General features: G+C 69.3%; 18 protein-coding genes. 15 read left to right on the forward strand and 3 right to left on the reverse strand.

Annotated elements, in window-relative coordinates; all coding sequences use genetic code 11:
* Positions 1-69: 69 nt before the first annotated feature.
* The 11 genes from BM070_RS05300 to BM070_RS05350 all read left to right on the forward strand — a co-directional run bounded on the left by BM070_RS05300 (position 70) and on the right by BM070_RS05350 (position 15,536).
* Positions 70-1,023, forward strand: coding sequence for a phosphoglycerate mutase (locus tag BM070_RS05300; protein WP_092938297.1), 954 nt, complete (start codon positions 70-72; stop codon positions 1,021-1,023).
* Entirely contained in the window at positions 1,020-2,735 is a 1,716-nt protein-coding gene (recJ, locus tag BM070_RS05305; RefSeq protein ID WP_092938299.1) for a single-stranded-DNA-specific exonuclease RecJ, read from the forward strand. The genes BM070_RS05300 and recJ overlap by 4 nt, the downstream gene beginning before the upstream one ends.
* A 20-nt stretch (positions 2,736-2,755) precedes the next feature.
* The gene (locus BM070_RS05310; RefSeq protein WP_092938301.1) at positions 2,756-4,039 is read left to right on the forward strand and encodes an NAD(P)/FAD-dependent oxidoreductase; all 1,284 of its coding nucleotides are present in this window, start codon (positions 2,756-2,758) and stop codon (positions 4,037-4,039) included.
* A gap of 98 nt (positions 4,040-4,137) precedes the next feature.
* A complete protein-coding gene (locus BM070_RS05315) occupies positions 4,138-5,001 on the forward strand; it encodes a 3',5'-nucleoside bisphosphate phosphatase (protein WP_092938303.1) in 864 nt (287 codons plus the stop codon).
* A gap of 19 nt (positions 5,002-5,020) precedes the next feature.
* On the forward strand, positions 5,021-5,656 hold the full coding sequence (locus BM070_RS05320) for an L-threonylcarbamoyladenylate synthase (RefSeq protein WP_092938305.1): 636 nt from the start codon (positions 5,021-5,023) through the stop codon (positions 5,654-5,656).
* A gap of 70 nt (positions 5,657-5,726) precedes the next feature.
* Positions 5,727-6,395, forward strand: coding sequence for a site-2 protease family protein (locus BM070_RS05325; protein ID WP_092938307.1), 669 nt, complete (start codon positions 5,727-5,729; stop codon positions 6,393-6,395).
* Positions 6,396-6,462: 67 nt separating this feature from the next.
* A complete protein-coding gene (locus BM070_RS05330) occupies positions 6,463-7,791 on the forward strand; it encodes a tryptophan--tRNA ligase (RefSeq protein ID WP_092938309.1) in 1,329 nt (442 codons plus the stop codon).
* 258 nt (positions 7,792-8,049) lie between these two features.
* Positions 8,050-8,796 (forward strand): response regulator transcription factor, encoded by a 747-nt coding sequence (locus tag BM070_RS05335; RefSeq protein ID WP_092938311.1) that lies wholly within the window; start codon positions 8,050-8,052, stop codon positions 8,794-8,796.
* Positions 8,793-10,574 (forward strand): FecR domain-containing protein, encoded by a 1,782-nt coding sequence (locus tag BM070_RS05340; protein WP_092938313.1) that lies wholly within the window; start codon positions 8,793-8,795, stop codon positions 10,572-10,574. Before BM070_RS05335 ends, BM070_RS05340 begins: the two co-directional genes overlap by 4 nt.
* 90 nt (positions 10,575-10,664) lie before the next feature.
* Entirely contained in the window at positions 10,665-12,968 is a 2,304-nt protein-coding gene (locus tag BM070_RS05345; RefSeq protein ID WP_245785112.1) for a CHASE2 and HATPase_c domain-containing protein, read from the forward strand.
* A 153-nt stretch (positions 12,969-13,121) separates the two neighbouring features.
* Positions 13,122-15,536 (forward strand): catalase, encoded by a 2,415-nt coding sequence (locus BM070_RS05350; RefSeq protein WP_092938317.1) that lies wholly within the window; start codon positions 13,122-13,124, stop codon positions 15,534-15,536.
* A gap of 95 nt (positions 15,537-15,631) precedes the next feature.
* On the opposite strand, the gene BM070_RS05355 is transcribed toward BM070_RS05350, so the two are convergent.
* Positions 15,632-16,228, reverse strand: coding sequence for a DUF3606 domain-containing protein (locus BM070_RS05355; RefSeq protein WP_245785113.1), 597 nt, complete (start codon positions 16,226-16,228; stop codon positions 15,632-15,634).
* A gap of 290 nt (positions 16,229-16,518) precedes the next feature.
* Complete coding sequence (locus tag BM070_RS05360; protein ID WP_092938319.1) at positions 16,519-16,947, reverse strand: DUF2721 domain-containing protein; 429 nt, start codon at positions 16,945-16,947, stop codon at positions 16,519-16,521.
* A gap of 175 nt (positions 16,948-17,122) precedes the next feature.
* Between BM070_RS05360 and BM070_RS05365 the strand changes: the two genes are divergently transcribed.
* Entirely contained in the window at positions 17,123-17,995 is an 873-nt protein-coding gene (locus BM070_RS05365; protein ID WP_092938321.1) for a DNA/RNA non-specific endonuclease, read from the forward strand.
* Between the two features lie 225 nt (positions 17,996-18,220).
* Positions 18,221-19,546 carry a M16 family metallopeptidase gene (locus tag BM070_RS05370; protein WP_092938323.1) on the forward strand — a complete coding sequence of 442 codons (1,326 nt, stop codon included), beginning with the start codon at positions 18,221-18,223 and terminating at the stop codon, positions 19,544-19,546.
* Positions 19,547-19,974: 428 nt separating this feature from the next.
* Here BM070_RS05370 and BM070_RS25245 read toward each other — a convergent pair whose 3' ends face one another.
* Positions 19,975-20,097: a hypothetical protein gene (locus tag BM070_RS25245; protein WP_281245380.1), complete on the reverse strand. Its 123-nt coding sequence runs from the start codon at positions 20,095-20,097 to the stop codon at positions 19,975-19,977.
* An 84-nt stretch (positions 20,098-20,181) separates the two neighbouring features.
* Here BM070_RS25245 and BM070_RS05375 point away from each other — a divergent pair, with 84 nt between their 5' ends.
* Positions 20,182-20,592, forward strand: coding sequence for a FecR family protein (locus BM070_RS05375; RefSeq protein WP_092938325.1), 411 nt, complete (start codon positions 20,182-20,184; stop codon positions 20,590-20,592).
* 168 nt (positions 20,593-20,760) lie between these two features.
* Positions 20,761-23,160, forward strand: a complete 2,400-nt coding sequence (locus BM070_RS05380) for a TonB-dependent siderophore receptor (protein WP_092938327.1) — start codon at positions 20,761-20,763, stop codon at positions 23,158-23,160.
* Positions 23,161-23,265 lie beyond the last annotated feature (105 nt).

Raw genomic sequence — 23,265 nt, forward strand, 5'->3', positions numbered from 1 at the left:
AAGAGCTCGGGAGAGGGTTGTTGGCGGCTGCCGGGCGGCGCCGATTGTGGCATCCCTGAGAATAAGAGGATGTCGGACGCCAACCATTTGCTGATTCCCTTCGCTGCCAGCACCGCCGACGGGTGCCGCGACGCCTTGCAGGGCCTGGCCCTGCCCCACCTGGACCGGCTGCTGCAGCGGCTGTCCCCCCACCCCGCCAGCGACCCTGGCGAAGAGACCGACTTCACCCCGCCGCACGAACGCGCCCTGGCCCGCCACCTGGGCCTGCCCGCCAGCGCCGAGGGCACCACGCCCTGGGCCGCCTGGCACATGCGGCAGTCCGGCGCCGACGGGGGCGACACGCCCGCCGCCTTCGTCACCCCCTGCCAGTGGCAGGTGACGACCGACCGCGTGAACCTGACCGACCCGGCCGCGCTGCGCCTGTCCGAGGCCGAATCGCGCCGGCTGCTGGACATCCTCGCGCCCTGGTTCGCCGAAGACGGCATCACCCTGGCCTACGACCAGCCCACCCGGTGGCTGGCGCGCGGCGCGGTGTTCGACGGCCTGGCCACCGCATCGCTCGACCGCGTGGTGCAGCGCGACGTGCGCGCCTGGCTGCCCGACCCGGCCCGGGCCCGCACCCTGCACCGCCTGCACAGCGAGATGCAGATGCTGCTCTACACCCACCCCTTCAACGACGAACGCGCCGCGCAGGGCCTGCCGCCCGTCAACGCCTTCTGGGTGCATGGCGCAGGCCGCCTGCACGCGCCGCCCTCGAACGTGCCGCACCCCGAGATGCCCCTGGCCCTGCGCGATGCCGCCCTGCGGGAAGACTGGCGCGCCTGGGCCGCCGCCTGGGCCGAGATCGACGCCGGCCCCGTCGCCCGCCTGGCCGAGCATGTGGCCGCAGGCGGCATCGCCCGCCTGACGCTCTGCGGCGAACGCAGCGCCCTGGCCTGGCACACGGCGCCGCGCGGCCTGTGGAAGAAGATTCAAAGCGTTTTCCGCCCGCAGCGCTTTGCCGACGTGCGCAACCAGCTATGAAAATAGTAGCAAGAGACATTCCCCCCCGCGCCGCTTGGGCGCTGGAGCAGGCCGGCGTCCACCCGCTGCTGGCCCGGCTCTACGCCGCGCGCGGCATCCGCCTGCACGACGAGCTGGACGACGCCTTGAAGCGCCTGCTGCCGCCCGAGACCCTGCTGGGCGCCCGCGAGGCCGCCGTGCTGCTGGCCGACGCCATCGCCGCCGACCGCCGCATCGTCGTGGTGGCCGACTACGACTGCGACGGCGCCACCGCCTGCGCCGTGGCCGTGCGCGGCCTCAGGCTGCTCGGCGGGCGGCAGGTCGATTACCTGGTGCCCGACCGCGTGGCCGACGGCTACGGCCTCACCCCCACCATCGCCCGGCGCGTGCACGAGCGCGGCGCCGACCTGCTGGTCACCGTGGACAACGGCATCGCCAGCGTGGACGGCGTGGCCGAGGCCCGCGCCCTGGGCCTGTCGGTGCTCGTCACCGACCACCACCTGCCCGGCCCCGCCCTGCCCGTGGCCGACGCCATGGTCAACCCCAACCAGCCCGGCTGCGCGTTCGAGAGCAAATCCATCGCTGGCGTGGGCGTGATGTTCTACGTGCTGATGGCGCTGCGCACCGAGCTGCGCCGGCGCGGCGTGTTCGACGCCGCCAGCCAGCCCCGGCTGGAACCGCTGCTGCCGCTGGTGGCCCTCGGCACCGTGGCCGACGTGGTGCGGCTGGACAGCAACAACCGCCGCCTGGTGGCGCAGGGCCTGAAGCGCATCCGCGCCGGCCAGATGCAGCCCGGCATCGCCGCGCTCTTCACCGCCGCCGGGCGCAAGGCCGACGCGGCCACCACCTTCGACTTCGGCTTCGCCCTCGGCCCGCGCATCAACGCCGCCGGCCGGCTGGCCGATATGACGCTGGGCATCGAATGCCTGCTGACCGACGACCCCGGCCGCGCCGCCGAGCTGGCGCGCACGCTCGACGCCATCAACCGCGAGCGCCGCGAGATCGAGGGCGGCATGCGCGAGCAGGCCCTGCTGCTGGCCGAAAACCTGTTCGGCGACACCGACACGCCGCCGCCCGCCATCAGCGTCTTCGACCCCGACTTCCACGAAGGCGTGGTCGGCATCGTCGCCAGCCGCCTCAAGGACAAGCTGCACCGCCCGACCTTCGTCTTCGCGGCCAGCGCCGCGCCGGGCAAGGAACACGAGATAAAGGGCTCGGGCCGCTCCATTCCGGGCTTTCACCTGCGCGATGCGCTGGACCTGGTCGCCAAGCGCCACCCGGGGGTACTGCTGAAGTTCGGCGGCCACGCCATGGCGGCCGGCTGCACGGTGGCGCGCGAGGCGTTCGAGACCTTCGAGCAAGCCTTCGCCCAGGTCGCCCAGGAATGGCTGGACGCCGCCACCCTCACCCGCCGCATCGACACCGACGGCCCGCTCGCCCCCGAATACTGCCGCGCCGACATCGTGGACACGCTGCACCGCGAGGTCTGGGGCCAGGGCTTCGCACCGCCCACCTTCAGCGAAGAGGTCGAAGTCGTCAGCCAGCGGCTGGTGGGCGAAGGCAAGAACCACCTCTCGCTCAAGCTCATCCACCAGGGCAACCCCATCGACGCCATCTGGTTCGGCCACACCGACCCGCTGCCCGCGCGCGTGCTGCTGGCCTTCCGGCTCGACGTGAACGAGTGGAAGAACGAGCGGCGCGTGCAGTTCCTCGTCGAAGGCGCCCAGCTCTGACCGGCCATCCCCCCCTCTCCATGCCTGCCGATTCCTCTTTCGTTTACGACGTCGCCATCATCGGCGGCGGCATCGTCGCCCACCAGATCGCGCTGCAGCTGCTGGCGCGCGGCCAGCGCATCGCCCTCATCGACGACGGGCCGCCCGGCGGCCGGCAGGCCGCGAGCTTCGGCAATGCGGGCTGGCTCTCCAGCCATTCGGTCATGCCGCCGGCCTACCCCGGCGTCTGGAAGCAGATCCCGCGCTGGCTGCTCGACCCGCTAGGCCCCCTCACGGTGCGCATGCCCCAGGCGCTGCGCGCCACGCCCTGGCTGCTGAACTACCTGCGCGCCGCCAGCACGCCCGAGAAGGTGCGGCGCACCGCCGCCGCGCTGCGCACCCTGCTGAAGGACGCGCCCGCGCTGCACGCCGCCGTGGCGGACCAGGTCGGCGCGCAGGACCTGATCGACGCGCACAGCGGCCTGCTGCACGCCTTCCCGGACCGGGCGTTCTACGAGCGCTCCCGCTTCGGCTGGGACGTGCGCCGCTCGCTGGGCATCGAGGTGCAGGAGCTCGATGCCCCCGCCCTGCACGCGCTGGAGCCCTACCTGAGCCGCGACTACCGCTTCGGCCTCTTCGTGCCCGAAGCCGGGCGCTGCCGGCAGCCGGCCGCCTACGTCCAGCGCATCGCGGCGCACCTGGACGCGCACGGCCTGCAGCGCGTCACCGCGCAGGCACGCGGCTTCGACCTGCGGAACGGGCGCCTGGCCGCCGTTCGCACCACGCAGGGCGCCATCGCCTGCCGCCAGGCCGTGGTGGCGGCCGGCATCGGCTCCAGGGGCCTGGCCGACGCGCTGGGCGACCGCCTGCCGCTGGAAAGCGAGCGCGGCTACCACGCCATGGTGCTGGGCGAAGGCCTGCGCGGCCCGCAGGTGCCGGTGATGCTGGAAGACCGCAAGGTCATCGTCCACCAGATGCAGCACGGCGTGCGCTGCGCGGGCCAGGTCGAGATCGCCGGCACCCGCGCCGCGCCCCGCTGGCAGCGCGCGGACGTGGTGCGCTTGCACCTGCTCGCGGCCTTCCCCACGCTCTGCGCCGACCGGCCCGACGCCGCCACCGACCAGTGGCTGGGCCACCGCCCCAGCACCTACGACGGCCTGCCCGCCATCGGCCCCTCGCCGCGCTGCCCCCAGGTGGTCTATGCCTGCGGGCACGGCCACGTCGGCCTGGTGGGCTCGGCCCGCACCGGCCGCGTGGTCGCGCAGCTGCTGACGGGCGAGGCGACCGACATCGATCTCGCACCGTTTTCGCTGCAGCGGTTCTGACCGCCCCCCTGCCCGGCGGGCGGGCATCGCCATGGCGCCATGAGGCTTTCCGGCTGGCGCCTACCCGCCAGCCGGAACGATCGGCCTAGAATGGTCCGGTGACCATCCTCCTCAACGCCGACCTGCATTGCCACTCCGTGGTGTCCGACGGCACGCTCACCCCCGAAGCGCTGGCCGCCCGCGCGCGCGCCAACGGCGTGCAGCTCTGGGCCCTGACCGACCATGACGAGATCGGCGGCCAGCACCGCGCCGCTGCGGCCGCCCGTGCCGAGGGCATGGCCTATCTCACGGGCACCGAGATCTCCGTCACCTTCGCGGGCACCACGGTCCACATCGTGGGCCTGGGCTTCGACCCGGGCGATGCGCGGCTGGCTCAGGGCCTGGCCGCCACCCGTGGCGGGCGCGGCGAGCGGGCGCAGGAGATGTCGCGCCAGTTGGCGCAGGTGGGCATCCAGGGCGCCTACGAAGGCGCGCTGAAATATGTGGGCAACCCCGAGCTGATCTCGCGCACGCACTTCGCCCGCTTCCTCGTGGAAACCGGCGTCTGCCACGACACGCCCGAGGTCTTCCGCAAATACCTCACCGAGGGCAAGCCCGGCTACGTGCCGCACCGCTGGGCCGCGCTGGGCGATGCCGTGCGCTGGGTGACCGAGGCCGGCGGCATGGCCGTCATCGCCCACCCCGCGCGCTACAAGTTCACGCCCAACGAGGAATACGCGCTCTTTTCCGAGTTCAAGGAACACGGCGGGCGCGGCGTGGAGGTGGTGACGGGCAGCCATTCGCCGGCCGAATACGTGACCTATGCCGCGATGGCGAAAGAATTCGGCCTGGCCGCCTCGCGCGGCAGCGATTTCCACAGCCCCGACGAATCCCATACCGACCTGGGCATGCTGCCCGACCTGCCGGGCCAGCTCACGCCCGTGTGGGAACTGCTGGCGGACCGCATCCGCCCGGCGCACTGACCGCCACGAGGGCACCGCCATGGCGCAGTATTTCGAAGTCCACCCCGACAACCCCCAGCCGCGCCTGCTCAAGCAGGCCGCCGCGCTGCTGCAAAAGGGCGGCATCCTGGCCGTGCCCACCGACTCCAGCTATGCCCTCGTCTGCCACCTAGACGACAAGGATGCCGTCGAGCGCCTGCGCCGCATCCGTGGCGTGGACGAGAAGCACCACCTCACCCTGCTGTGCCGCGACCTTTCGGAGCTGGCCAGCTACGCGCGGGTGGACAACCGCCAGTACCGGCTGCTCAAGCTGGGCACGCCGGGCCCCTACACCTTCATCCTCGAAGCGACCAAGGAAGTGCCGCGCCGCGTGAGCCACCCCTCGCGCAAGACCATCGGCCTGCGCGTGCCCGACCGCAAGGGCCTGCAGCTGCTGCTGGAACTGCACGGCGCGCCGCTGCTGGCGACCACGCTGATCCCCTCCGGCGAGAGCGAGCCGCTCAACGACCCGCAGGACATCCGCGCCCGCTACGAGAAGCTGCTGGACGCCATCGTCGATGCAGGCGCCTGCCCGCTGCAGCCCACCACCGTGCTGGACCTGACCCCCATGGGCACCGGGGGCGATGCCGAGGTGATCCGCGAAGGCCGGGGCAGCCTGTCGGCGCTGGGGCTGTGAAAGCAAGTTAACGATCGATTGCCACGGGCCTCTACGCAGGCCAAGCGCGCTCTCTGAGACAATTCCGCCCGTGGACTTCTCGAACCTACTCCAAACCGTTCTCATCTACGCCCTGCCGGTGCTGTTCGCCATCACCGTGCATGAAGCGGCCCACGGCTATGCCGCGCGGCACTTCGGGGACAACACGGCGTCGATGCTGGGCCGCATCACGCTCAACCCGTTCAAGCACATCGATCCGGTCGGCACCATCCTGATGCCGCTACTGCTGTACTTCGCCACCTCGGGCGCCTTCCTCTTCGGCTACGCCAAGCCGGTGCCGGTCAACTTCCACCACCTGCGCAACCCCAAGCGCGACATGATCTGGGTGGCGCTGGCCGGGCCGGCCAGCAACTTCCTGCAGGCCATCCTCTGGGCCGTCGTGCTGGTCGCGCTCGTGGGCCTGCAGATCGACGAGCGCTTCTTCATCGAGATGGCGCGCGCCGGCATCCTGGTCAACCTGGTGATGTGGGCTTTCAACCTGTTCCCGCTGCCGCCGCTCGACGGCGGCCGCATCCTCGTCGGCCTGCTGCCCTGGCGCCAGGCGCAGATGGTCTCGCGCATCGAGCCCTACGGCTTCTTCATCGTGCTGGCGCTGGTCGTGGCCGGCGTCGTGGGCACGGTGTGGCTGCGCCCACTGATGTCGCTGGGCTACAGCGCCATCAGCCTGCTGATCTCGCCCCTAAGCGCGCTGCTGCGCTGACCGGCATGCCGGGCGCGCGCCGCCGCGCGCCCGCCTGGCCGTCCCTCCCATAGCCCCCGAGCCTTTCATGACCACCTCCCAGACCCCGGCCACCACGCGCTTTCTCACCGGCATCACCACCACGGGCACGCCCCACCTGGGCAACTTCGTGGGCTCGATCCGCCCCTCCGTCGAGGCCAGCCGCCGGCCCGGCGTGCAGAGCTTCTACTTCCTGGCCAACTACCACGCGCTCATCAAGTGCGAGGACCCGGCGCGCATCCAGCGCTCCACGCTGGAGATCGCGGCCAGCTGGCTCGCCGCCGGGCTGGACCCCGCGCACGTCGTCTTCTACCGCCAGTCCGACATCCCAGAGATTCCCGAGCTGAACTGGCTGCTCTCCTGCGTGACCGGCAAGGGTCTGCTCAACCGCGCCCATGCCTACAAGGCATCGCAGGACAAGAACCAGGCCGCCGGCCGCGAGGCCGATGACGGCGTGACCGCCGGGCTCTTCATGTACCCGGTGCTGATGGCGGCCGACATCCTGATGTTCAAGGCGCACAAGGTGCCGGTGGGGCGCGACCAGGTCCAGCATATCGAGATGGCGCGCGACATCGCCGCCAGCTTCAACCACCTCTACGGCGAGCATTTCGTCGCGCCCGAAGCCGTCATCGACGAGCATGTGGCCACCCTGCCAGGGCTGGACGGCCGCAAGATGAGCAAGAGCTACGACAACACCATTCCGCTCTTCGCGCCGCGCGAGCAGCTGCGCCGCCTCATCCAGGGCATGCTGACCGACTCGCGCGCGCCCGGCGAACCCAAGGAAACGGAAGGCTCGGCACTGTTCCAGATCTACCAGGCCTTCGCCACCGAAGCCGAAACCGCCGCCCTGCGCCAGCGCTTCGCCGAGGGCATCGCCTGGGGCGATGCCAAGCAGGTGCTGTTCGAGCGCGTCGATGCCGTCGTCGCGCCCATGCGCGAACGCTACGAGCACCTGATGGCCCACCCCGCCGAGATCGAGGAGACGCTGCTTGCCGGCGCCGAACGGGCCCGCGCCGTCGCCACGCCCTTCCTGCGCGAACTGCGCTCGGCCGTAGGCCTGCGCAGCCTGAGCGCGCAGCCTGCAGCGGCCCAGCCCGCCGCCAAGGCCAGCCGCGCCGCGCTGCCCGCATTCAAGCAGTACCGCGAAGCCGACGGCCACTTCTACTTCAAGCTGGTGGCGGCCGATGGCCGCCTGCTGCTGCAGAGCACGGGCTTCACGGCGCCCAAGGAAGCCGGCCAGGCCATCGCCCGGCTGCAGCAGAGTGCAGCGGACGCCACCGAGGCCCTGCAAGCGCTGCAGCCCCAGCTGGCGCCCGTCGATGGCGTGACCCCGTCGGACGTCGTGGCAGCCCTGCAGGCGCTGCACGCCGCAGCCTGAATGCCCGCCAGGATGGCGCCCGCCCGGCGCGATCCTGCGGCGCACGCGGCCTGATCCACCGGCAGGCTGGCTGCGGCCCGAGCCGTGCAAAACGCAGCGGCCCATACCAGCCCCACCGCATAGCACAGCAGCCACAGGGCCCATGCGCTCGCCACGACACCCAAAAGTCAACGACTGTGAATCCATGAGGTACACCTGCGGTACAGCAGTTTCTATTTCATATACTGGATTTCAGTTAACGTTTTGTAGGGATCGCCTATGCGCATAGTGGCAGTGGACGACGATGCGCTGCAGTTGGAATTGTTCAAGCGCGCCATCGAGTCAATGGGCCATACCTGTCGTACCCATCTGACCGGATCGGCCTTGCTGAAGGATCTTCGCCGCGAGACCTTCGACCTGCTCATCGTCGATTGGCAGTTGCCCGATACGACGGGTCCGGAAGTCGTACGCTGGGTTCGTGAGAACTTCGATGCGAAGCTCCCCATCCTCTTCGTGACCAGCCGCAAGGCGGAACAGGACATCATCGAAGGGCTGGACAGCGGCGCAGACGACTTCATGACCAAGCCGGTGCGTGTGGGCGAGATGATGGCGCGCATCAGTGCGCTGCTGCGCCGCGCCTACCCAGCGGCCAAGAGCGGCCCGCTCGAATTCGGCCCCTATCGGTTCCTGCCGGACGCACGGACCCTGGAGGTCAAGGGGCAGCTGGTGGAGCTGAAGAACCGCGAGTACGACCTGGCCTTGTTCCTCTTCCAGAATATGGGCCGGCTGCTCTCGCGAGACCATCTGCGCGAAGCGATCTGGGGCCAGAGCGCGGACGTCATCTCCCGCTCGCTGGATACCCACATCTCCCGCCTGCGCACCCAGCTCGATCTGCGGCCCGGCAACGGCTACGTCATCAGCGCCGTCTATGGCCTGGGCTACCGTTTCGAGATGGTGACCCCACCCGCATCGACAGAAGGCGGCGCGGCGGCCGATGCCGCGCCCGCACAACCTGCTTCGCCATGACCCTGATCCGACGATTGCCCCATCCCGCAGCAGCGCCCCGCTCAGCCGGCCTTCCCGCCGAACGCCTATCCACCCTGGGCTTGCTGTGCAGCGCTGCGGCGCTGGCCGGGGCCTCGCCGGCCTTCGCCGCGCAGGACGGCGCCACGCCAGCCACCTTCTCCGACGTGCAGACCGTGCCCCATGTGATCCGGCCCGGCGACACGCTGGAGGCGCTGGCGCTGCGCTACGCGGGCAACCGCCGCGTCTGGCCGCAGCTGGGCACGCTCAACCATGTGAAAGATCCGCGCCGCCTGCAACCGGGTGCCGTGCTGCGCATCCCGTCGCGCCTGCTGCCCCAGGAAAGCGCCGCCGTGGCCTTCACGCAGGGCGACGTGTCCGTGGTGCAGCCCGACGGCAGCTCGCGCCCCCTCAACACCGCAGCCGGCAGCCAGCTGGCCGAGGGCACGCGCCTGCAGGTCGGCAAGGAGGCCGCCGTGAGCCTGCGCCTGGCGGACGGCACCGTCATCCGCGTGCGTCCCGCCTCCGACGTGCAGCTGCTGCAGCTGCGGCGGCGCGGCAGCGCCGGCAGCGTGCAGTCGGTACTCGGCGTGCGCAGCGGCGGGGTCGAATCCTCCGTGACTCCGCAGACGGCGCCGGACCGGCGCTTCGAAGTCCGCACCCCCACCGCCACCACCAGCGTGCGCGGCACCAAATTCCGCGTGGACCTGGCCGCCTCCGGCAACACGATCGCCTCGGTGGACGAAGGCTCGGTCGCCGTGAAGACGGAGCAAAGCCCGGGCACCGCTGCAGCGGCCACGCTGCTGGCACCCGGCCAGGGCGTGGCCGTGGCCGCCGATGGCCGGCTCGGCGACAAGCGGGCCCAGCTGCCGCCGCCCGACCTGTCCGCGCTGCCCGACATCGACCAGGAAGCCGACGCCATCAGCCTGAGCATTCCGGCCCTGCCCGGCGCCCGCGCCTACCAGGTCGAGGCGGCGCTGAATGCCGACCTCGCCCGCACGGTGCGCGACCAGCGCTTCGAGCAGCCGCACATCAATCTGGCGGGCCTGCCGGACGGGCGCTACCGGCTGTCGGTGCGCGGTGTGGACGATGCCGGCATCGCCGGCAAGCCGGCCTTCCGAGACATCGTCATCAAGACGCAGCCCATTCCCCCGTTCTACCAGAGCCCGGCCCCGGGAGGCTCGGTCTCGCGCCAGCGCGGCGAACTGCGCTGCACCAGCGTGGACGGCGTGCAGGCCTATCGCATCCAGCTGGCCGCCGACGCGGCCTTCACGCATCCCGTGCTGGACGCAGGCGGGCTGGCCGAATGCCGCGCATCGGTCGCAGGCGTGGCGAGCGGGGCCTATTTCTGGCGCGCCGCCAGCGTGCGGCAGGCCGCCGGGGGCACACCCGACCAGGGGCCCTTCTCCCGCCCGCAGGCGGTGGTCGTGGCCGATGAACCCCAGGTGCCGGACCTCGGCGCCCTGCAGTCCCCCGACAGCGAGGGCGAGCCCGGCGCGCGCCTGCACTGGCCGGCGACGCCGGGCCAGCACTTCCGCCTGCAGGTGTCGGCCACCACGGATTTCTCCAAGCCGCTGGTGGACACCCCGCTGGCCGAGCCGGCCTGGTCGTCCACCGACCTGCCCCCTGGCACCTACCACGTGCGCATCCAGACCTTCGCACCCAACGGACTGCAAAGCGACTTCTCCGCGCCGCGCAGCTTCAAGGTCGGCGCGGCCGTGCAGAGCGGCACGGGCCTGCCCGTCACGTCGTCGGACGGGCTGCCGCTCACGCGGCCCTGAGCGCGCACCGGCACACCGTCCACGTCTCCGAATCGCATGACGCCTCGGGCCGCGAACCGCGCCAAGCTGTACCTCCGTGAGTGGCGCCTCATGGCGGTTCTGCTGCTGGCGCTGGTGGCCTGGCTGAGCCTGCCCAATGCCCTGCCCCGGGTGAACTACCTGGTGCAGGATGCGTCGCTGCGCCTCGCGGCCCGGCCGGCCAGCCCCGACATCGCGATCGTCGCCATCGACGACCGCAGCATCGAAGCCATCGGCCGCTGGCCCTGGCCGCGCGCGCTGCATGCCGCGATGCTCTCCCGCGTGTCGGCCCAGTCGCCCCGCGCGGTCGGCCTGGACATCCTGTTCCTGGAGCCCGAAGCAGACCATCCCGACTACGACGATCTGCTGGCAGAGGCGCTGCGCGCCAGCGGCCGCACGGTGCTGCCCGTGGAGCGCAGCAGCCAGGGCGGGGGCGACATGGTCGGCATGCCCATCGCGCCGCTGGCAAAGAGCACGGCCCAGCTGGGGCATGTGCATGTCCAGGTCGATGCGGACGGGCTGGCCCGCAGCGTTTTCCTGCAGGAAGGCCCGCACGCCTACTGGCCGCACTTCAGCCGCGCCATGCTGTGCGCCGGCGGCGCCCTCGTGGGGCCGTGCCGGGACGGCCGCTCGCGGCAGCCGCAAGGCCCCTGGGAACAGACCGAGCAACGCATCATCGCCTTCGCATCGGGCGCCATGCCGTTCACCACCTACTCCTACGTGGACGTGCTCAAGGGCGACATCCCCAAGGACGCCCTGCGCGGCAAATACGTCCTGGTCGGCGTCACCGGCACCGGCCTGGGCGACCAGTTCTCGGCGCCGGTCGTGCTCCAGGGCGGCCGGCGGGTGCCAGGCGTGGAAATCCTGGCGCACGTGCTCAACGGCGAATTGCAGGGCCTGCGGATCCAGCCCGCTCCCGTTCTCTGGAACATTCTCTTTGCCCTGATTCCGGTGGCCGCCGCGCTCCTGGCAGTCCGGCTGCTGAACCCCTTCTGGGCGCTGGCGAGCACGGCCGGGCTCTTCGTCGCCACCCTGGTGGCTTCGCTGGGGAGCCCCGGCCTGGTGGGCTGGCAGCTGGCGCCGGCCGGGGGCCTGCTCGGGCTGCTGCTGCTCTATCCGCTCTGGAGCTGGCGCAGGCTCAGCGCGGCCGCCGAATTCCTGCAGCGCGAAATGCGTACCCTGAGCCACAGCGGACTGCCCCAGCTGGACGGCACCGACACGGAGGCGCCCCATGGCTCCAGCGACTTCCTGGGCCGCCGCATCAACGCGGTGGACCATGCCTCCGAGCAATTGCGGCAGCTGCACAGCTTCGTGAGCGCCAGCCTGCAGCAACTGCCCTCGCCCACCTTCGTGTGCAACGGCCAGGGCCAGATCACGCTGGCCAATGCCGCCGCCATGCGCTATGCGGAGTCCGTGGGTACGCCGCAGCCCGAGGGGCGGGCACTGGCCACCGTGCTGCAGGGCCTGACGAACTCCGAGCAGGCGGCGCCGCTGCTCAAGCCCGGCGCCGGGCAGCTCGCACAGATGCCGGCGCAGCAGCACGCGCAGGACGCCCAGGGCCGCAGGCTGCTCGTGCTGTGCAAGCGCTTTTCCACCGGCCAGCCAGAGACGGGTGGCGGCTGGCTGCTGACCCTGGTGGACCTGACGGACCTGCACGAGGCCCAGCGCCAGCGCAACCAGGCCATGCAGTTCATCTCGCACGACATCCGGGCGCCGAACGCCTCCATCCTGACCCTGCTCGAAATGAGGCGGGAATATCCCGATCTCATCCCCGATACGGAGTTCATGGCCCGCATCGAGCGCTGCGCACGCAACTCGCTGGACATGGCGGACAGCTTCCTCAACCTGGCCACCGCCCAGGCGCAGACGTATGAACTCGTTGCGCTGGATCTGGTGAACGTGGTCTGCGAAGCCGTGGACGACGCCTGGGCCTTCGCCCAGGAGCGCAAGGTGCAGCTGAACAGTTCCATCGGCGTGGAAAACGCCTGCTGCACGGGCCATCGCGCACTCATCCACCGGGCCATCGGCAACGTGGTGCAGAACGCCATCAAGTTCAGCCCGGAAGGCGCCAGCGTCCACTGCGCGCTGATCGACGATGGCCCGCGCTGGCTGGTCACCGTGCGCGATGCCGGGCCCGGCATTCCCGAATCGCAGCGCGCCAGGCTCTTCAAGCCCTTCGAGCGGCTGCACCAGGAAAGCCACCCGTCCATCTCCGGCCTGGGCCTGGGCCTGGCGCTGACGGACGCGGTGGTCCGGCGCCATGGCGGCGAGATCAAGGTGCTCAGCGAAGTGGGCCGGGGTTCTGAATTCCAGCTGGCGTTCCCCAAGACGCTGGAGGGGCTCGCTGAGAACGCAGCCCCATCGCAGCCTCATTGACAGGCCCCCGCCCCCGGGCCTTTCAGGCCGGCGCATGTGAGAACGTGTTCACGATCTCAGAGCCCGCAGGGGGCATGGCCTGGTGTCCGCGTCCTACAGCGGGGTTTGGCGGGGCGCCATTAAGTTGGGCGCTTCAGCCACAGAAAGCCCACCATGCCCCGCAAAGCCCAGAAGCCCACGCACGACGCGCAGCACGTCGCAGCGCTCTCCGCCGCACGCAACACGGACGGCGGCCCGGCCCAGATCCTGCCCCAGGCGGCAGCCGGCGACGCCCATGCCCGCAAGGCAGCCGGCACCCAGGCGCTGGCGGCCTCCATGCCCCACAACGCGCTCAAGGCCCTGGAGCACGGCACGGACAACGGCCTCGCACCCCAGGCAGGGCTCACCTCGGCGCCCGACCATCCGGACGTCACCGGCAGCACCCTGTCGGAGCCGCATGCCACGGCCAAGACCGGCGCCGGTGCCACGCCCGGGGTCAACGCCAACGACGGCGTGCTGGACCGCGCGCGGGCGGATTCGTCGGGGCAGCAGCTCACCACCAACCAGGGCGTGCCGGTATCGGACAACCAGAACTCGCTCAAGCTCGGCGTGCGCGGCCCGGTGCTGCTGGAAGACTTCGTGCTCCGCGAGAAGCTCACCCACTTCGACCACGAACGCATCCCGGAGCGCATCGTGCATGCCCGCGGCTCCGGCGCGCACGGCACCTTCGAGTGCTATGAATCCCTGGCCGACCTGACCATGGCGGCGCCCTTCCAGAAGGCCGGCAAGAAGACGCCCGTGTTCGTGCGCTTTTCCACCGTGCAGGGCGAACGCGGCTCCAAGGACACGGCGCGCGACGCACGCGGCTTCGCCGTGAAGTTCTATACCGACGCCGGCAACTGGGACCTGGTGGGCAACAACATCCCCGTCTTCTTCATCCAGGACGCGATGAAGTTCCCCGACCTCATCCACGCCGTCAAGCCCGAGCCGCACCACCAGATGCCCCAGGCCGCCAGCGCGCACGACACGTTCTGGGACTTCGTCTCACTCATGCCCGAATCCGCCCACATGCTGATGTGGGTCATGTCGGACCGCGGCATTCCGCGCAGCTACGCCACCATGCAGGGCTTCGGCGTGCACACCTTCCGCTTCGTGAATGCCGAAGGCACCTCCGTCTTCGTGAAGTTCCACTGGACGCCGGTGGCCGGCACGCATTCGCTGGTATGGGACGAGGCCGTGAAGATCTCCGGCGCCGACCCGGACTTCCATCGCCGCGACCTGTGGGAGCGCATCGAATCGGGCGCCTTTCCCGAATACGAGCTGGCCGTGCAGGTCTTCACCGAAGAGCAGGCCGAGGCCTTCAGCTTCGACATCCTGGACGCCACCAAGCTCATCCCCGAAGAGCTGGTGCCGCTGCGCCCCATCGGCCGCATGACCCTGCACCGCAACCCCGACAACTTCTTCGCCGAGACCGAGCAGATCGCCTTCTGCACCGCGCATGTCGTGCCCGGCATCGACTTCTCCAACGATCCGCTGCTGGCCGGCCGCATCCACTCCTATGTGGATACGCAGATCTCGCGCCTGGGCGGCCCCAACTTCCATGAACTGCCGATCAACGCCCCGCTCGCGCCGGTGCACAACAACCAGCGCGACGGCATGCACCGCCAGACCATCCCGCGCGGCCGGGTGGCCTACGAGCCCAATTCGCTGGGCGGCGGCTGCCCCTTCCAGGCAGGCGCGGCGCAGGGCTTCGTCTCGGTAGCGGCCCGTACCGAGGCCAAGCAGGAGCAGGTCAAGATCCGCGCCAAGCCCGAGAAATTCGCCGACCACTACACGCAGGCCCAGCTCTTCTACGCGAGCCAGGCCGCGCATGAAAAAGCCCACATCGCCGCGGCCTTCCGCTTCGAGCTGAGCAAGGTGACGGTGCCCGCCGTGCGCGAACGCACCGTGGCCATGCTGCGCAACGTGTCGGAAGAGCTGGCCGCGAACGTGGCGCAAGGCATCGGCATCCGCACGCTGCCTGCGGCCCTGCCCAAGGCGATCGAGCGCCCGGCCAAGCCCGAGGTGAAGGAATCCCCCGCGCTCTCGCTGCTGGCACGCCCGGGCGATGGCGGCATCAAGGGCCGCAAGGTCGCCATCCTGGTGGCGGAAGGCGTGGAGCCGGCCGCACTGCACGCGGTTCAGGCCGCGCTGCTGGACCTGGGCGCCGTGGGGCGCTTCGTGGCCCAGCACATCGGCCCGGTGACGCTCGCAGACGGCACCGAGATCGACGCGGATGCCTCGCTGGAGAATTCGCCCGGCTTCCTCTTCGACGGGCTGGTGCTGCCCGACGGCGAAGCCGGCGTGACCCTGCTGGCGGGCGACGGGCATTCCGCAGAATTCGTGCGCGACCAGTTCCGCCACTGCAAGCCCATCCTGGCCCTGGGCGCCTCCAAGGCCCTGCTGGCCGAGGCGGGCATTCCGCTGCCGGAGGACGACCCCGCCTTCATCATGGCGGCCGGCGGCGATGCCGGCGCCGTGCAGCGCTTCATCACCGCCCTGGGCCAGCCGCGCAACTTCGCGCGCGAATCCGATCCGCCTGTGGTGTGATCGGAGCAGGTGCACGCTCACTGCGTGCGCCCAGAACTGCAAGGCCGCGGGCCTTTGGGACGATAGAGGAGAGGATGACGCCTGGATGGCAGCTGTCAGCGGTCGATATCGGTATCCAGGCGACGCTTTTCGCCGATCAGTCCCGCACCCTGCCGGGACGACAGCTGCTGGCCCTCCAGGCGCTCGCCGCCGTAGTCGTGGCCGAGTTCGCGCGCCGATCCGCTGGCGGACACCTGGGTGATCAGCCCCTGGGAGCCCTCGGCGCCCGGGGAGCCCTGCGTCGTTCGTGCCGGTGCTTCGCTGCGATTCTCATAAGTGGCTTCATCGCCGCCCGCACCGAAGCGCCGCGCCCCCTCCCCCGTGGCCGGATTCTCCGGGTGCGAGGTCAGGACACCGCGCGGATCGTCGCGCATGCCGTATTGGTTGTAGTGGCCGGTATCGGCCTGCCGGTCCTTGTCCGCAGCGCTCTGCGCTGGCTGCGATGCAGCGGCGCTGCCGCCTTCGCCGTCGCTCCGGTGCGCCAGATAAGAGCGCACGGCCTGCGGCGAATGGCCCACGGCCTGCACGGCGGCATGCAGGGCCTCTTCGCTGCAATCCAGCGACTGGCTCCATGCGCGCACTTCCTCCGCCCGGTCGAGGTTGATGAGAGAACGGTCTGGCGCGATGGCGATGTTGTCGGTGGGGTTGGGCACGTCAGGCTCCTGCGATGAAAGGGTGTTTTCATCGTGGGCGGACTTGCACTTCACCGGCGTAGGACAAGCCCAGCGTCCCGTGCGGGCCTCGCCAGCTCAGAACACGCCGTACCGATAGGCGATGTACAGCGCGGCGATCACGCCGACGATGGAAAGAATGGTCATCAGCCTGGACATAAGAACTCCCCTAGCAACAGATGCCCCGATCATGCGCCCCGCAAGCCCGGCTGCGGCCGATCCGGGCCCGATGCCGCAATGGCACCGTGCGGCGGACGCGCATTGCACTTCGCTCAGGGCGGATTGATGCTGTGCTGCGCCAGATAGATCTCCACCAGCATGAGCGTGTAGGTGGCGATCAGCCCCAGCATGGCCACCACGAACAGGCTCGCCACCATCCGGTCGAACGGAATGCCCAGTTCGTTGCCCAGAAAGAGCGAGCCGATCAGCACGCACACCAGGATCGCGCACAGGGCAGCGACGGTGATGGCCGCATTGGTCACCTTGGCGCGGCGGTTGAGTGCCTTCAGCTCCTGATGCAGCAAGGGGCCGGCCTCGGAGCCCGAGCGCTCCAGATCATCCCGGCGCTTGATGGTGCGGTCGTTGATGCGCGCGAGGCGGTTGGTCAGCACGGTCAGCGTGCCGCCGATGGAGGCCAGCATGAAAGCGGGCCCCAAGGCGAGCTGGATCACGTGCGAGGTGTCGGCATGGATGGTGAGCATGGGCAAGCGGCAGGAAAGGTATCGGCTGCCTGATTTTGCTTGCATCGGCAGCCCTGCCGCACCAGGCACGCACCAGCCGGCATGTCCCATCGCAGCGGGGCCGTTGCAAGGTTTGCCGATTGACACGCGATATCAGCCATGACCGGGGCCTGGCCGACCTACACTCGCCGGCCCCATGAAATCCAAGACACGCAAGAAAACCCCCCGCCCCTCCGCCCGCCCCCGGGCATCGCAACCCTCCAGCAGCAGCGCAAGGCGCCTGTTCGTCACGCTGGTCACCACCTGCATCGTCGGCCTGCAGGCCACAAGCTGCGGCCTGGCCCCCTCGGCGCTGAACCGCGCGCCGGCAACGGCCCCCTCTTCCACGGTAGCGGCCGGCGCTTCGGCAGGCCGCTTCCAGGACTGCCCCCAGTTCTTCGCCAACGGGCGACCGCCGATCACCCCGGCAGCGCCCAACCTGCGCGCGCTGTGCTTCGACGGCTTCGCCGTGCTCCACAGCGGCAACACCCGCACGCCGGTCTATGTCGCGGAGCGGCTGAACCGCCAGACCCTGCTCGCGGGCCATCATCTGCAACGCACCGACAAATTCTTCGCCGATGCACGCCTGCCCCGCGCGGAGCGTGCGGAACTGGGCGACTACAAGGGCTCCGGCTGGGCGCGCGGCCACATGGCGCCTGCGGGCGACATGGGCACGCCCGAATCCATGGCGCAGTCCTTCAGCCTGTCGAACATGGTGCCGCAGAACTCGCGGCAGAACAGCGGCCCCTGGGCCCGGATCGAAGACGACACGCGCAAGTACGTGATGCGCGCGCAGGGCGATGTCTATGTCATCACCGGCCCCGTGTTCGAGCCCGGCGCGCAAACCATCGGCGCCAGCCACGTGGCGGTTCCATCTCACCTCTTCAAGCTGGTGTACGACCCGACCACGGGACGGCGCTGGGCCCATTGGCAGGACAACGCCCCCGATGCCAAGGTGGGGCCGCCGATCAGCTACGAGGAAGTGGTGCGCAGGACGGGCATCGATCTGCTGCCCGGGCTCAGGATCTGACCGGCGGCCGGTGACGGGGCGCGGCCTCCACCCGGCATGCGTTGCCGGGAGCCGCAACAACCCGCCTGCCACCGGGCCATGGGGCACACGGCGACAATGCCGCATGCGACGACAAGAGACCCGAACCCGGCCATGCCCCTGCGAACGCCAGCCCGCAAGCCAGGCGCATGGCGCCATCACGCCCATCGGCAAGTGGTGCCCGGCAGCTGCAAACGGCAACGACTGATGGCAACGCCCCCTACCACCCCGATCCTGCGCACGCTCCCCAACGGCGTCCGTCTGATGGCCCTGCCCATGCCACACGTGCAGAGCGCCAGCGTGGGCGTTTTCCTGCGCGTCGGCTCCCGCGACGAGACGCCGGCCACCAACGGCATCAGCCATGTGCTGGAGCACATGGCCTTCAAGGGCACGGCCACGCGCTCCGTGCAGGCCATCAACCTTGATGCGGAACGGCTGGGCGCGGACGTCAACGCCTACACCGGCAAGGACAGCACCGGCTACTTCATGACCGGACTGGGTCAGCACGCGCCGCAGCTGCTGCGCATGACGGCCGACATCGTGCTCCACAGCATATTTCCCGAGGCAGAACTGCAGCGCGAGCTGGAAGTGATCCGCCAGGAGGCCATCGAGTACGACGAGGACCCGGAGGACAGCTCCAGCGACCTGCTCGACCGCGCCCTCTGGGGCGACGCCCCCATGGGCATGCCCGTGATAGGCACGGTCGAGAACATCGAAGCCTTCACCCGCGACGATCTGGTGCGCCACGTGCAGCAGCATTACGTGGCGGGCAAGACCGTCGTCGCCGCCGCAGGCCACTTCGACGTGGAAGCCTGGATGCGCCTTGCCGAAGAGCTCTTCGCGGCGATGCCGGCATCGCCCGGCGGTGCCGTATCACACCCGCCCGATCCCGCGCCCCATGCCGGCCAGGCCGTGGCCCGGCGTTTCACGCAGGTCTCGCAGGTGTTCCTGCATCTCGCCTACCCGCTCGCGCCCACGGGCCCCGAAGGCAATGCACCACAACGCTGGCGCCTGGCCGCCGCGCTCGCCGCCAACCTGTTCGGCGGCGGCATGTCCTCGCCGTGGGTGGACGCGGTGCGCGAACGGCTGGGCCTGGCCTACACGGCCGACGCAACCCTCGACAGCGGCGACGCATGGCTCAACTTCGTCGTGCATGCCGTGACCACGCCGGACAAGGTCGAAGCACTGGTCCAGGCCACCGGCGAACTGCTGCAAGCCCAGGCGACGGCCATCGACCCGGTCCATCTGGAACGGGCGAAGAACCAACTGACCGTCTCCCGCGTGCGCGCCGCCGAACGGCCCTTCGCCACGATGGAGCGAGCGGTGGAAGAGCTTTTCGCGCATGGCACCGTGACGCCATTGGCAGAGACGATCGCGCTGATCGGCGACATCCGCTCGGAAGAAGTCCGAGAGGTCTTTGCGCGGATGCTGGCCTATCCGCCAGCGCTGTCGATCACGGGCAAGGGGGTCAGTGCGAAGTCGGCCAAACAGCTGGCGACTTCGCTGGCTTCCAGCGCCAGTCGATCGGGATAAACCGCGCACCCAAGAAAAAAGCCCTTGATGCATCACCAAAGGCTTTGTTCATTTCGGCGGAGAGGGTGGGAGTTCCACGCCCCTGTCGATCAATGTATCTCAGCCCTCTAAGCAACGATGGCTTGAGAGAAGTGCGGCAGTTCTGATTTCGAGTCGATGCCTACCGCATTGCATTTGCGAAGGCTCCACCGAAGGCGTCTGCAAGCTTGGCGCCCTTCGGGTGCACTTCAGCAGATGGTGCGGAGGTGAGTCATTGGCACCGCTTTTGCGCCTGAACGGAAGCCGGTGCGGCGCAGGCCGCCGGACGCACGCCGTTGCCTGCCGCCGTGATTCAACGCCTCGGACATCGTGCGGTGATACAATTAATGAGAATCGTTCTTATTACAAACCCCAGGATCACCCCAGCGCCTTGCCGCATCGCCGGCTCGTCATTCCTTGTCGAATGTGACGAGCCCGGAGGCACGACCGGCGACCGTGCTCCCGGGGCCCATCGTCGATGTTTGCGAGAAGGCGGCCGGATGCGCGACCTCGTTCAGGAACTTGTAGCTCACTATGCGGACTTGCGCCGACAGCTCACTCGCGACCTGAGAGATCCTCATTAAGCGGCGGACATCGCGCAGTCGAGTTTTGAGAGGGTGTTCGTCCAGGCCACGAAATCATCGGGCAGCGACGGCACGAAGGACTGCTCCGGCATCGAATCGCCGCGTGCGCTGCTGTTCCACGCGCGCGAGGGCGCCGAGGCGCCCGCCGTGGAGATCGCCGACCTGCGCGGCGGCGAGTTGGTGGAGGTACGGGGCGGGCATGCCGAAGCCGTACGCCAGGCCGACACCCAGGCGCTATCGGCCTGGCGCGATGGCTGGCTGGTGTTCGACAACACGCCGCTGCGCGATGCGCTGGCCGAGATCAACAGCTACCGCTCACGCCCGATCATCAGCAGCGATGCGCGCACCGACGACTCGGTCGGCTTAGTCGCGCTGCTGCCGAGGATCCTTCCGCTGACGGCCGTGCCGCAGGCCGACGGCAGCGTGGCGCTCCAGGCTCGCTGAAAAACATGCCCGCGGCGCCCACATGCGCCACGCTGCTTCGGTGAGTGTCTCTGTTTGGCGAGTTCAAACGTCTTGTATATCGAGAATCGCCAAGGCCGCGGAGTTTTCGCGGGACCCGGCGTCGATCACGGAATACGTCGCATTTACCTTGACCTGGAGCCTCGACCCATGCGTTCTACGCCTCGCCACCGCATCTTAAGCGCCGCGCTTGCAGCCGCCTTCGGCACCGTCTTCGTCAGCTGGAACGGTCCGGCACTCGCTCAGACATCGAGCCAAACGACAGCACCCGCTTTCGACATCAACGTGGCGGCGCAACCGCTCGCCGCAGCGCTCAACGAGCTGTCGCGCCAGACCGGCACGCAGATCCTGGCGTCGAGCGAGGTGGTATCGCGCATCCACGCGCCGACCGTCTCGGGCCGCTTGAGCGTCCAGCAGGCGCTCGACCGGCTGCTCGCCGGCAGCGGCCTAGCAGCGTCGCGCGAGGGCGCCGCGGTGGTCATCCGCGCCACTGGCGCGGCCGAGACTGCCCGCACGCTGCCGCCGGTGTACGTGACTTCGACGCTCGATACCGACCCGACGGCTTCGGTCCAGAGCGAAGGCTTGGCAGCGGATGGCTACCGCGCCCGCTCTGCTACCTCGGTCGGCGCGCTCGGCAACATGGACCTGCGCGATGCGCCGTTCGCGATCAACGTGGTGCCGCGCGAACTGCTGCAGAACATCCAGGCGCAGTCGCCCGACGACGTCTACAAGGTCAGCCCCTCAACCCTGTCGCAGACGCCGCAGGCCAGTGGCTGGGCACCAATGGTCAAGATCCGCGGCTTCAGCAGCTACGACCGCGCCGAGGACGGCCTGCGCCGTGCGTTCGGCTTCGCCGCCTCGCTGGAAGACAAGGAGCGCGTTGAGGTGCTCAACGGGCTCTCGGGCTTCCTGTTCGGTGCTGCCTCGCCCGGCGGCATGGTGAACTACGTCAACAAGCGTCCGACGCTGGAGCGCCTTAACAGCGTGACGGTGGGCAACTACGGCGGCAGCCAGTACTACGTGCACGGCGACTTCGGCGGCCAGTTCGACAGCGAAGGCCGCGTGGGCTACCGCCTCAACCTCGTGCGTCAGGAGGGCGGGACCGCCGTCGACGACCAGAAGATCGACCGCTCGCTCGCGAGCCTGGCGCTCGACGTCAAGATCACCGACAAGCTCAAGCTTGAGCTCGGCGCGAGCTACAGCGACTACAAGATGCAGGCGCCCACGGCCTATTGGTCGTTCCGCGAGGGCGTGCGCCGCATCCAGGCGCCAGATTCGAGCAAGAACTGGGGCCAGCCCTGGATCCAGGATGAGACCGAGAGCCGCAAGCTGATGGCCAAGGCCATCTACGAGGCCAACGCCCATCTCACGCTGCGCGCGGCCTATCTGCGCGACAGCCAGGAACGGCCCAAGCAGGACCACACCCAGAACTCGGTGCGCTCGCCCACCGAGTACTACCAGATCCGTATTCACTCGGGCCCGACCAAGACCAAGTCCGAGGCCTGGCAGGCCCTCGCCGACCTGTCGTTCGATACCGGCCCGGTCGGACACAAGCTCACTATGGGCTACTACGGCCTCGAAGACACGCAATGGCAGACCTCCTACGCCCCGAACACAGGCTACCTCGGGCCGAACGGCTTTAGCACGCCCAACCACGTGTTGCAGCCGATCTGGCCGGCCATCCCGCCGAACTCCATGTACTACTCGAGCCGCATCAGCAACGAGAACTGGGTGATCGGCGACATGATTCGCTTCAACGACCAGTGGTCGGTGCTGGTGGGTGCCAACCGCAGCACCATCAAGAAGCTCGACCGCAACCGTTACGGCGCGCCGAACCAGCCGGACTACGACCGTTCGCGCACCTCACCCAACGTCTCTCTGATCTTCAAGCCGCAGCCGTGGCTGACCACCTACGCGACCTATATCGAGGGCCTGGAGCCCGGCGGCATCGCGCCGCTGACCGCATCCAACAGCCTGAGCGTGATGCCGCCGATGCAGAGCAAGCAGAACGAAGTCGGCGCGAAGGCGGAGCTCGGCAGCGTGCTGCTGAGCGGCGCGCTGTTCGACATCGAGAAGTCCTACGAGTACACCGACCTCAATAACACCTATCGCCAGGACGGCAAGCAGCGCCATCGCGGCGCCGAGGTTTCGGCTTCGGGCAAGCTGACAAAATCGTGGAGCATCGTAAGCGGCCTGACTTGGTTCACAGCCAAGGTCGAGGGCGGCGCGTACAACAACAACGCGCCGATGAACGTGCCGAAGCTGCTGGCCAAGCTCTATACCGAGTACGAGCTGTCCTTCGTGCCCGGCCTCAGCCTGACCGGCGGCATCTATCACGTCGGCAAGCAGTGGGCGACCGCGACCAACACCAGCCGCCTGCCCTCGTTCACCACCGTCGACCTCGGCCTGCGCTACGCGACCAAGGTCTCGGGCAAGCCGGTGTCGCTGCGCCTGACGGTAAACAACGTCGCCAACCGCGACTACTGGCTCAACAGCTACTACTTGGGCAATCCGCGCAGCGTGGCGTTCTCGGCGCAGATGTCGTTTTGATCCGGCTCGTTGCACCCGGCCTACCGCATTGCATTTGCGAAGGCTCCACCGAAGGCGTCTGCAATCTTGGCGCCCTTCGGGTGGACTTCAGCGGATGGTGCGGAG

The organism is Paracidovorax wautersii (assembly GCF_900113035.1).
GTDB lineage: Bacteria > Pseudomonadota > Gammaproteobacteria > Burkholderiales > Burkholderiaceae_C > Paracidovorax > Paracidovorax wautersii.

Excerpts from the sequence above, each read along its gene's own strand:
- BM070_RS05330 (WP_092938309.1), top strand. The coding sequence starts at position 6,463 with ATGACCACCTCCCAGACCCCGGCCACCACGCGCTTTCTCACCGGCATC.
- BM070_RS05365 (WP_092938321.1), top strand. The coding sequence starts at position 17,123 with ATGAAATCCAAGACACGCAAGAAAACCCCCCGCCCCTCCGCCCGCCCC.
- BM070_RS05310 (WP_092938301.1), top strand. The coding sequence starts at position 2,756 with ATGCCTGCCGATTCCTCTTTCGTTTACGACGTCGCCATCATCGGCGGC.
- BM070_RS05340 (WP_092938313.1), top strand. The coding sequence starts at position 8,793 with ATGACCCTGATCCGACGATTGCCCCATCCCGCAGCAGCGCCCCGCTCA.
- BM070_RS05350 (WP_092938317.1), top strand. The coding sequence starts at position 13,122 with ATGCCCCGCAAAGCCCAGAAGCCCACGCACGACGCGCAGCACGTCGCA.
- BM070_RS05380 (WP_092938327.1), top strand. The coding sequence starts at position 20,761 with ATGCGTTCTACGCCTCGCCACCGCATCTTAAGCGCCGCGCTTGCAGCC.
- BM070_RS05345 (WP_245785112.1), top strand. The coding sequence starts at position 10,665 with ATGGCGGTTCTGCTGCTGGCGCTGGTGGCCTGGCTGAGCCTGCCCAAT.
- BM070_RS05300 (WP_092938297.1), top strand. The coding sequence starts at position 70 with ATGTCGGACGCCAACCATTTGCTGATTCCCTTCGCTGCCAGCACCGCC.
- BM070_RS05335 (WP_092938311.1), top strand. The coding sequence starts at position 8,050 with ATGCGCATAGTGGCAGTGGACGACGATGCGCTGCAGTTGGAATTGTTC.
- BM070_RS05360 (WP_092938319.1), bottom strand. The coding sequence starts at position 16,947 with ATGCTCACCATCCATGCCGACACCTCGCACGTGATCCAGCTCGCCTTG.
- BM070_RS05320 (WP_092938305.1), top strand. The coding sequence starts at position 5,021 with ATGGCGCAGTATTTCGAAGTCCACCCCGACAACCCCCAGCCGCGCCTG.
- BM070_RS05370 (WP_092938323.1), top strand. The coding sequence starts at position 18,221 with ATGGCAACGCCCCCTACCACCCCGATCCTGCGCACGCTCCCCAACGGC.
- recJ (WP_092938299.1), top strand. The coding sequence starts at position 1,020 with ATGAAAATAGTAGCAAGAGACATTCCCCCCCGCGCCGCTTGGGCGCTG.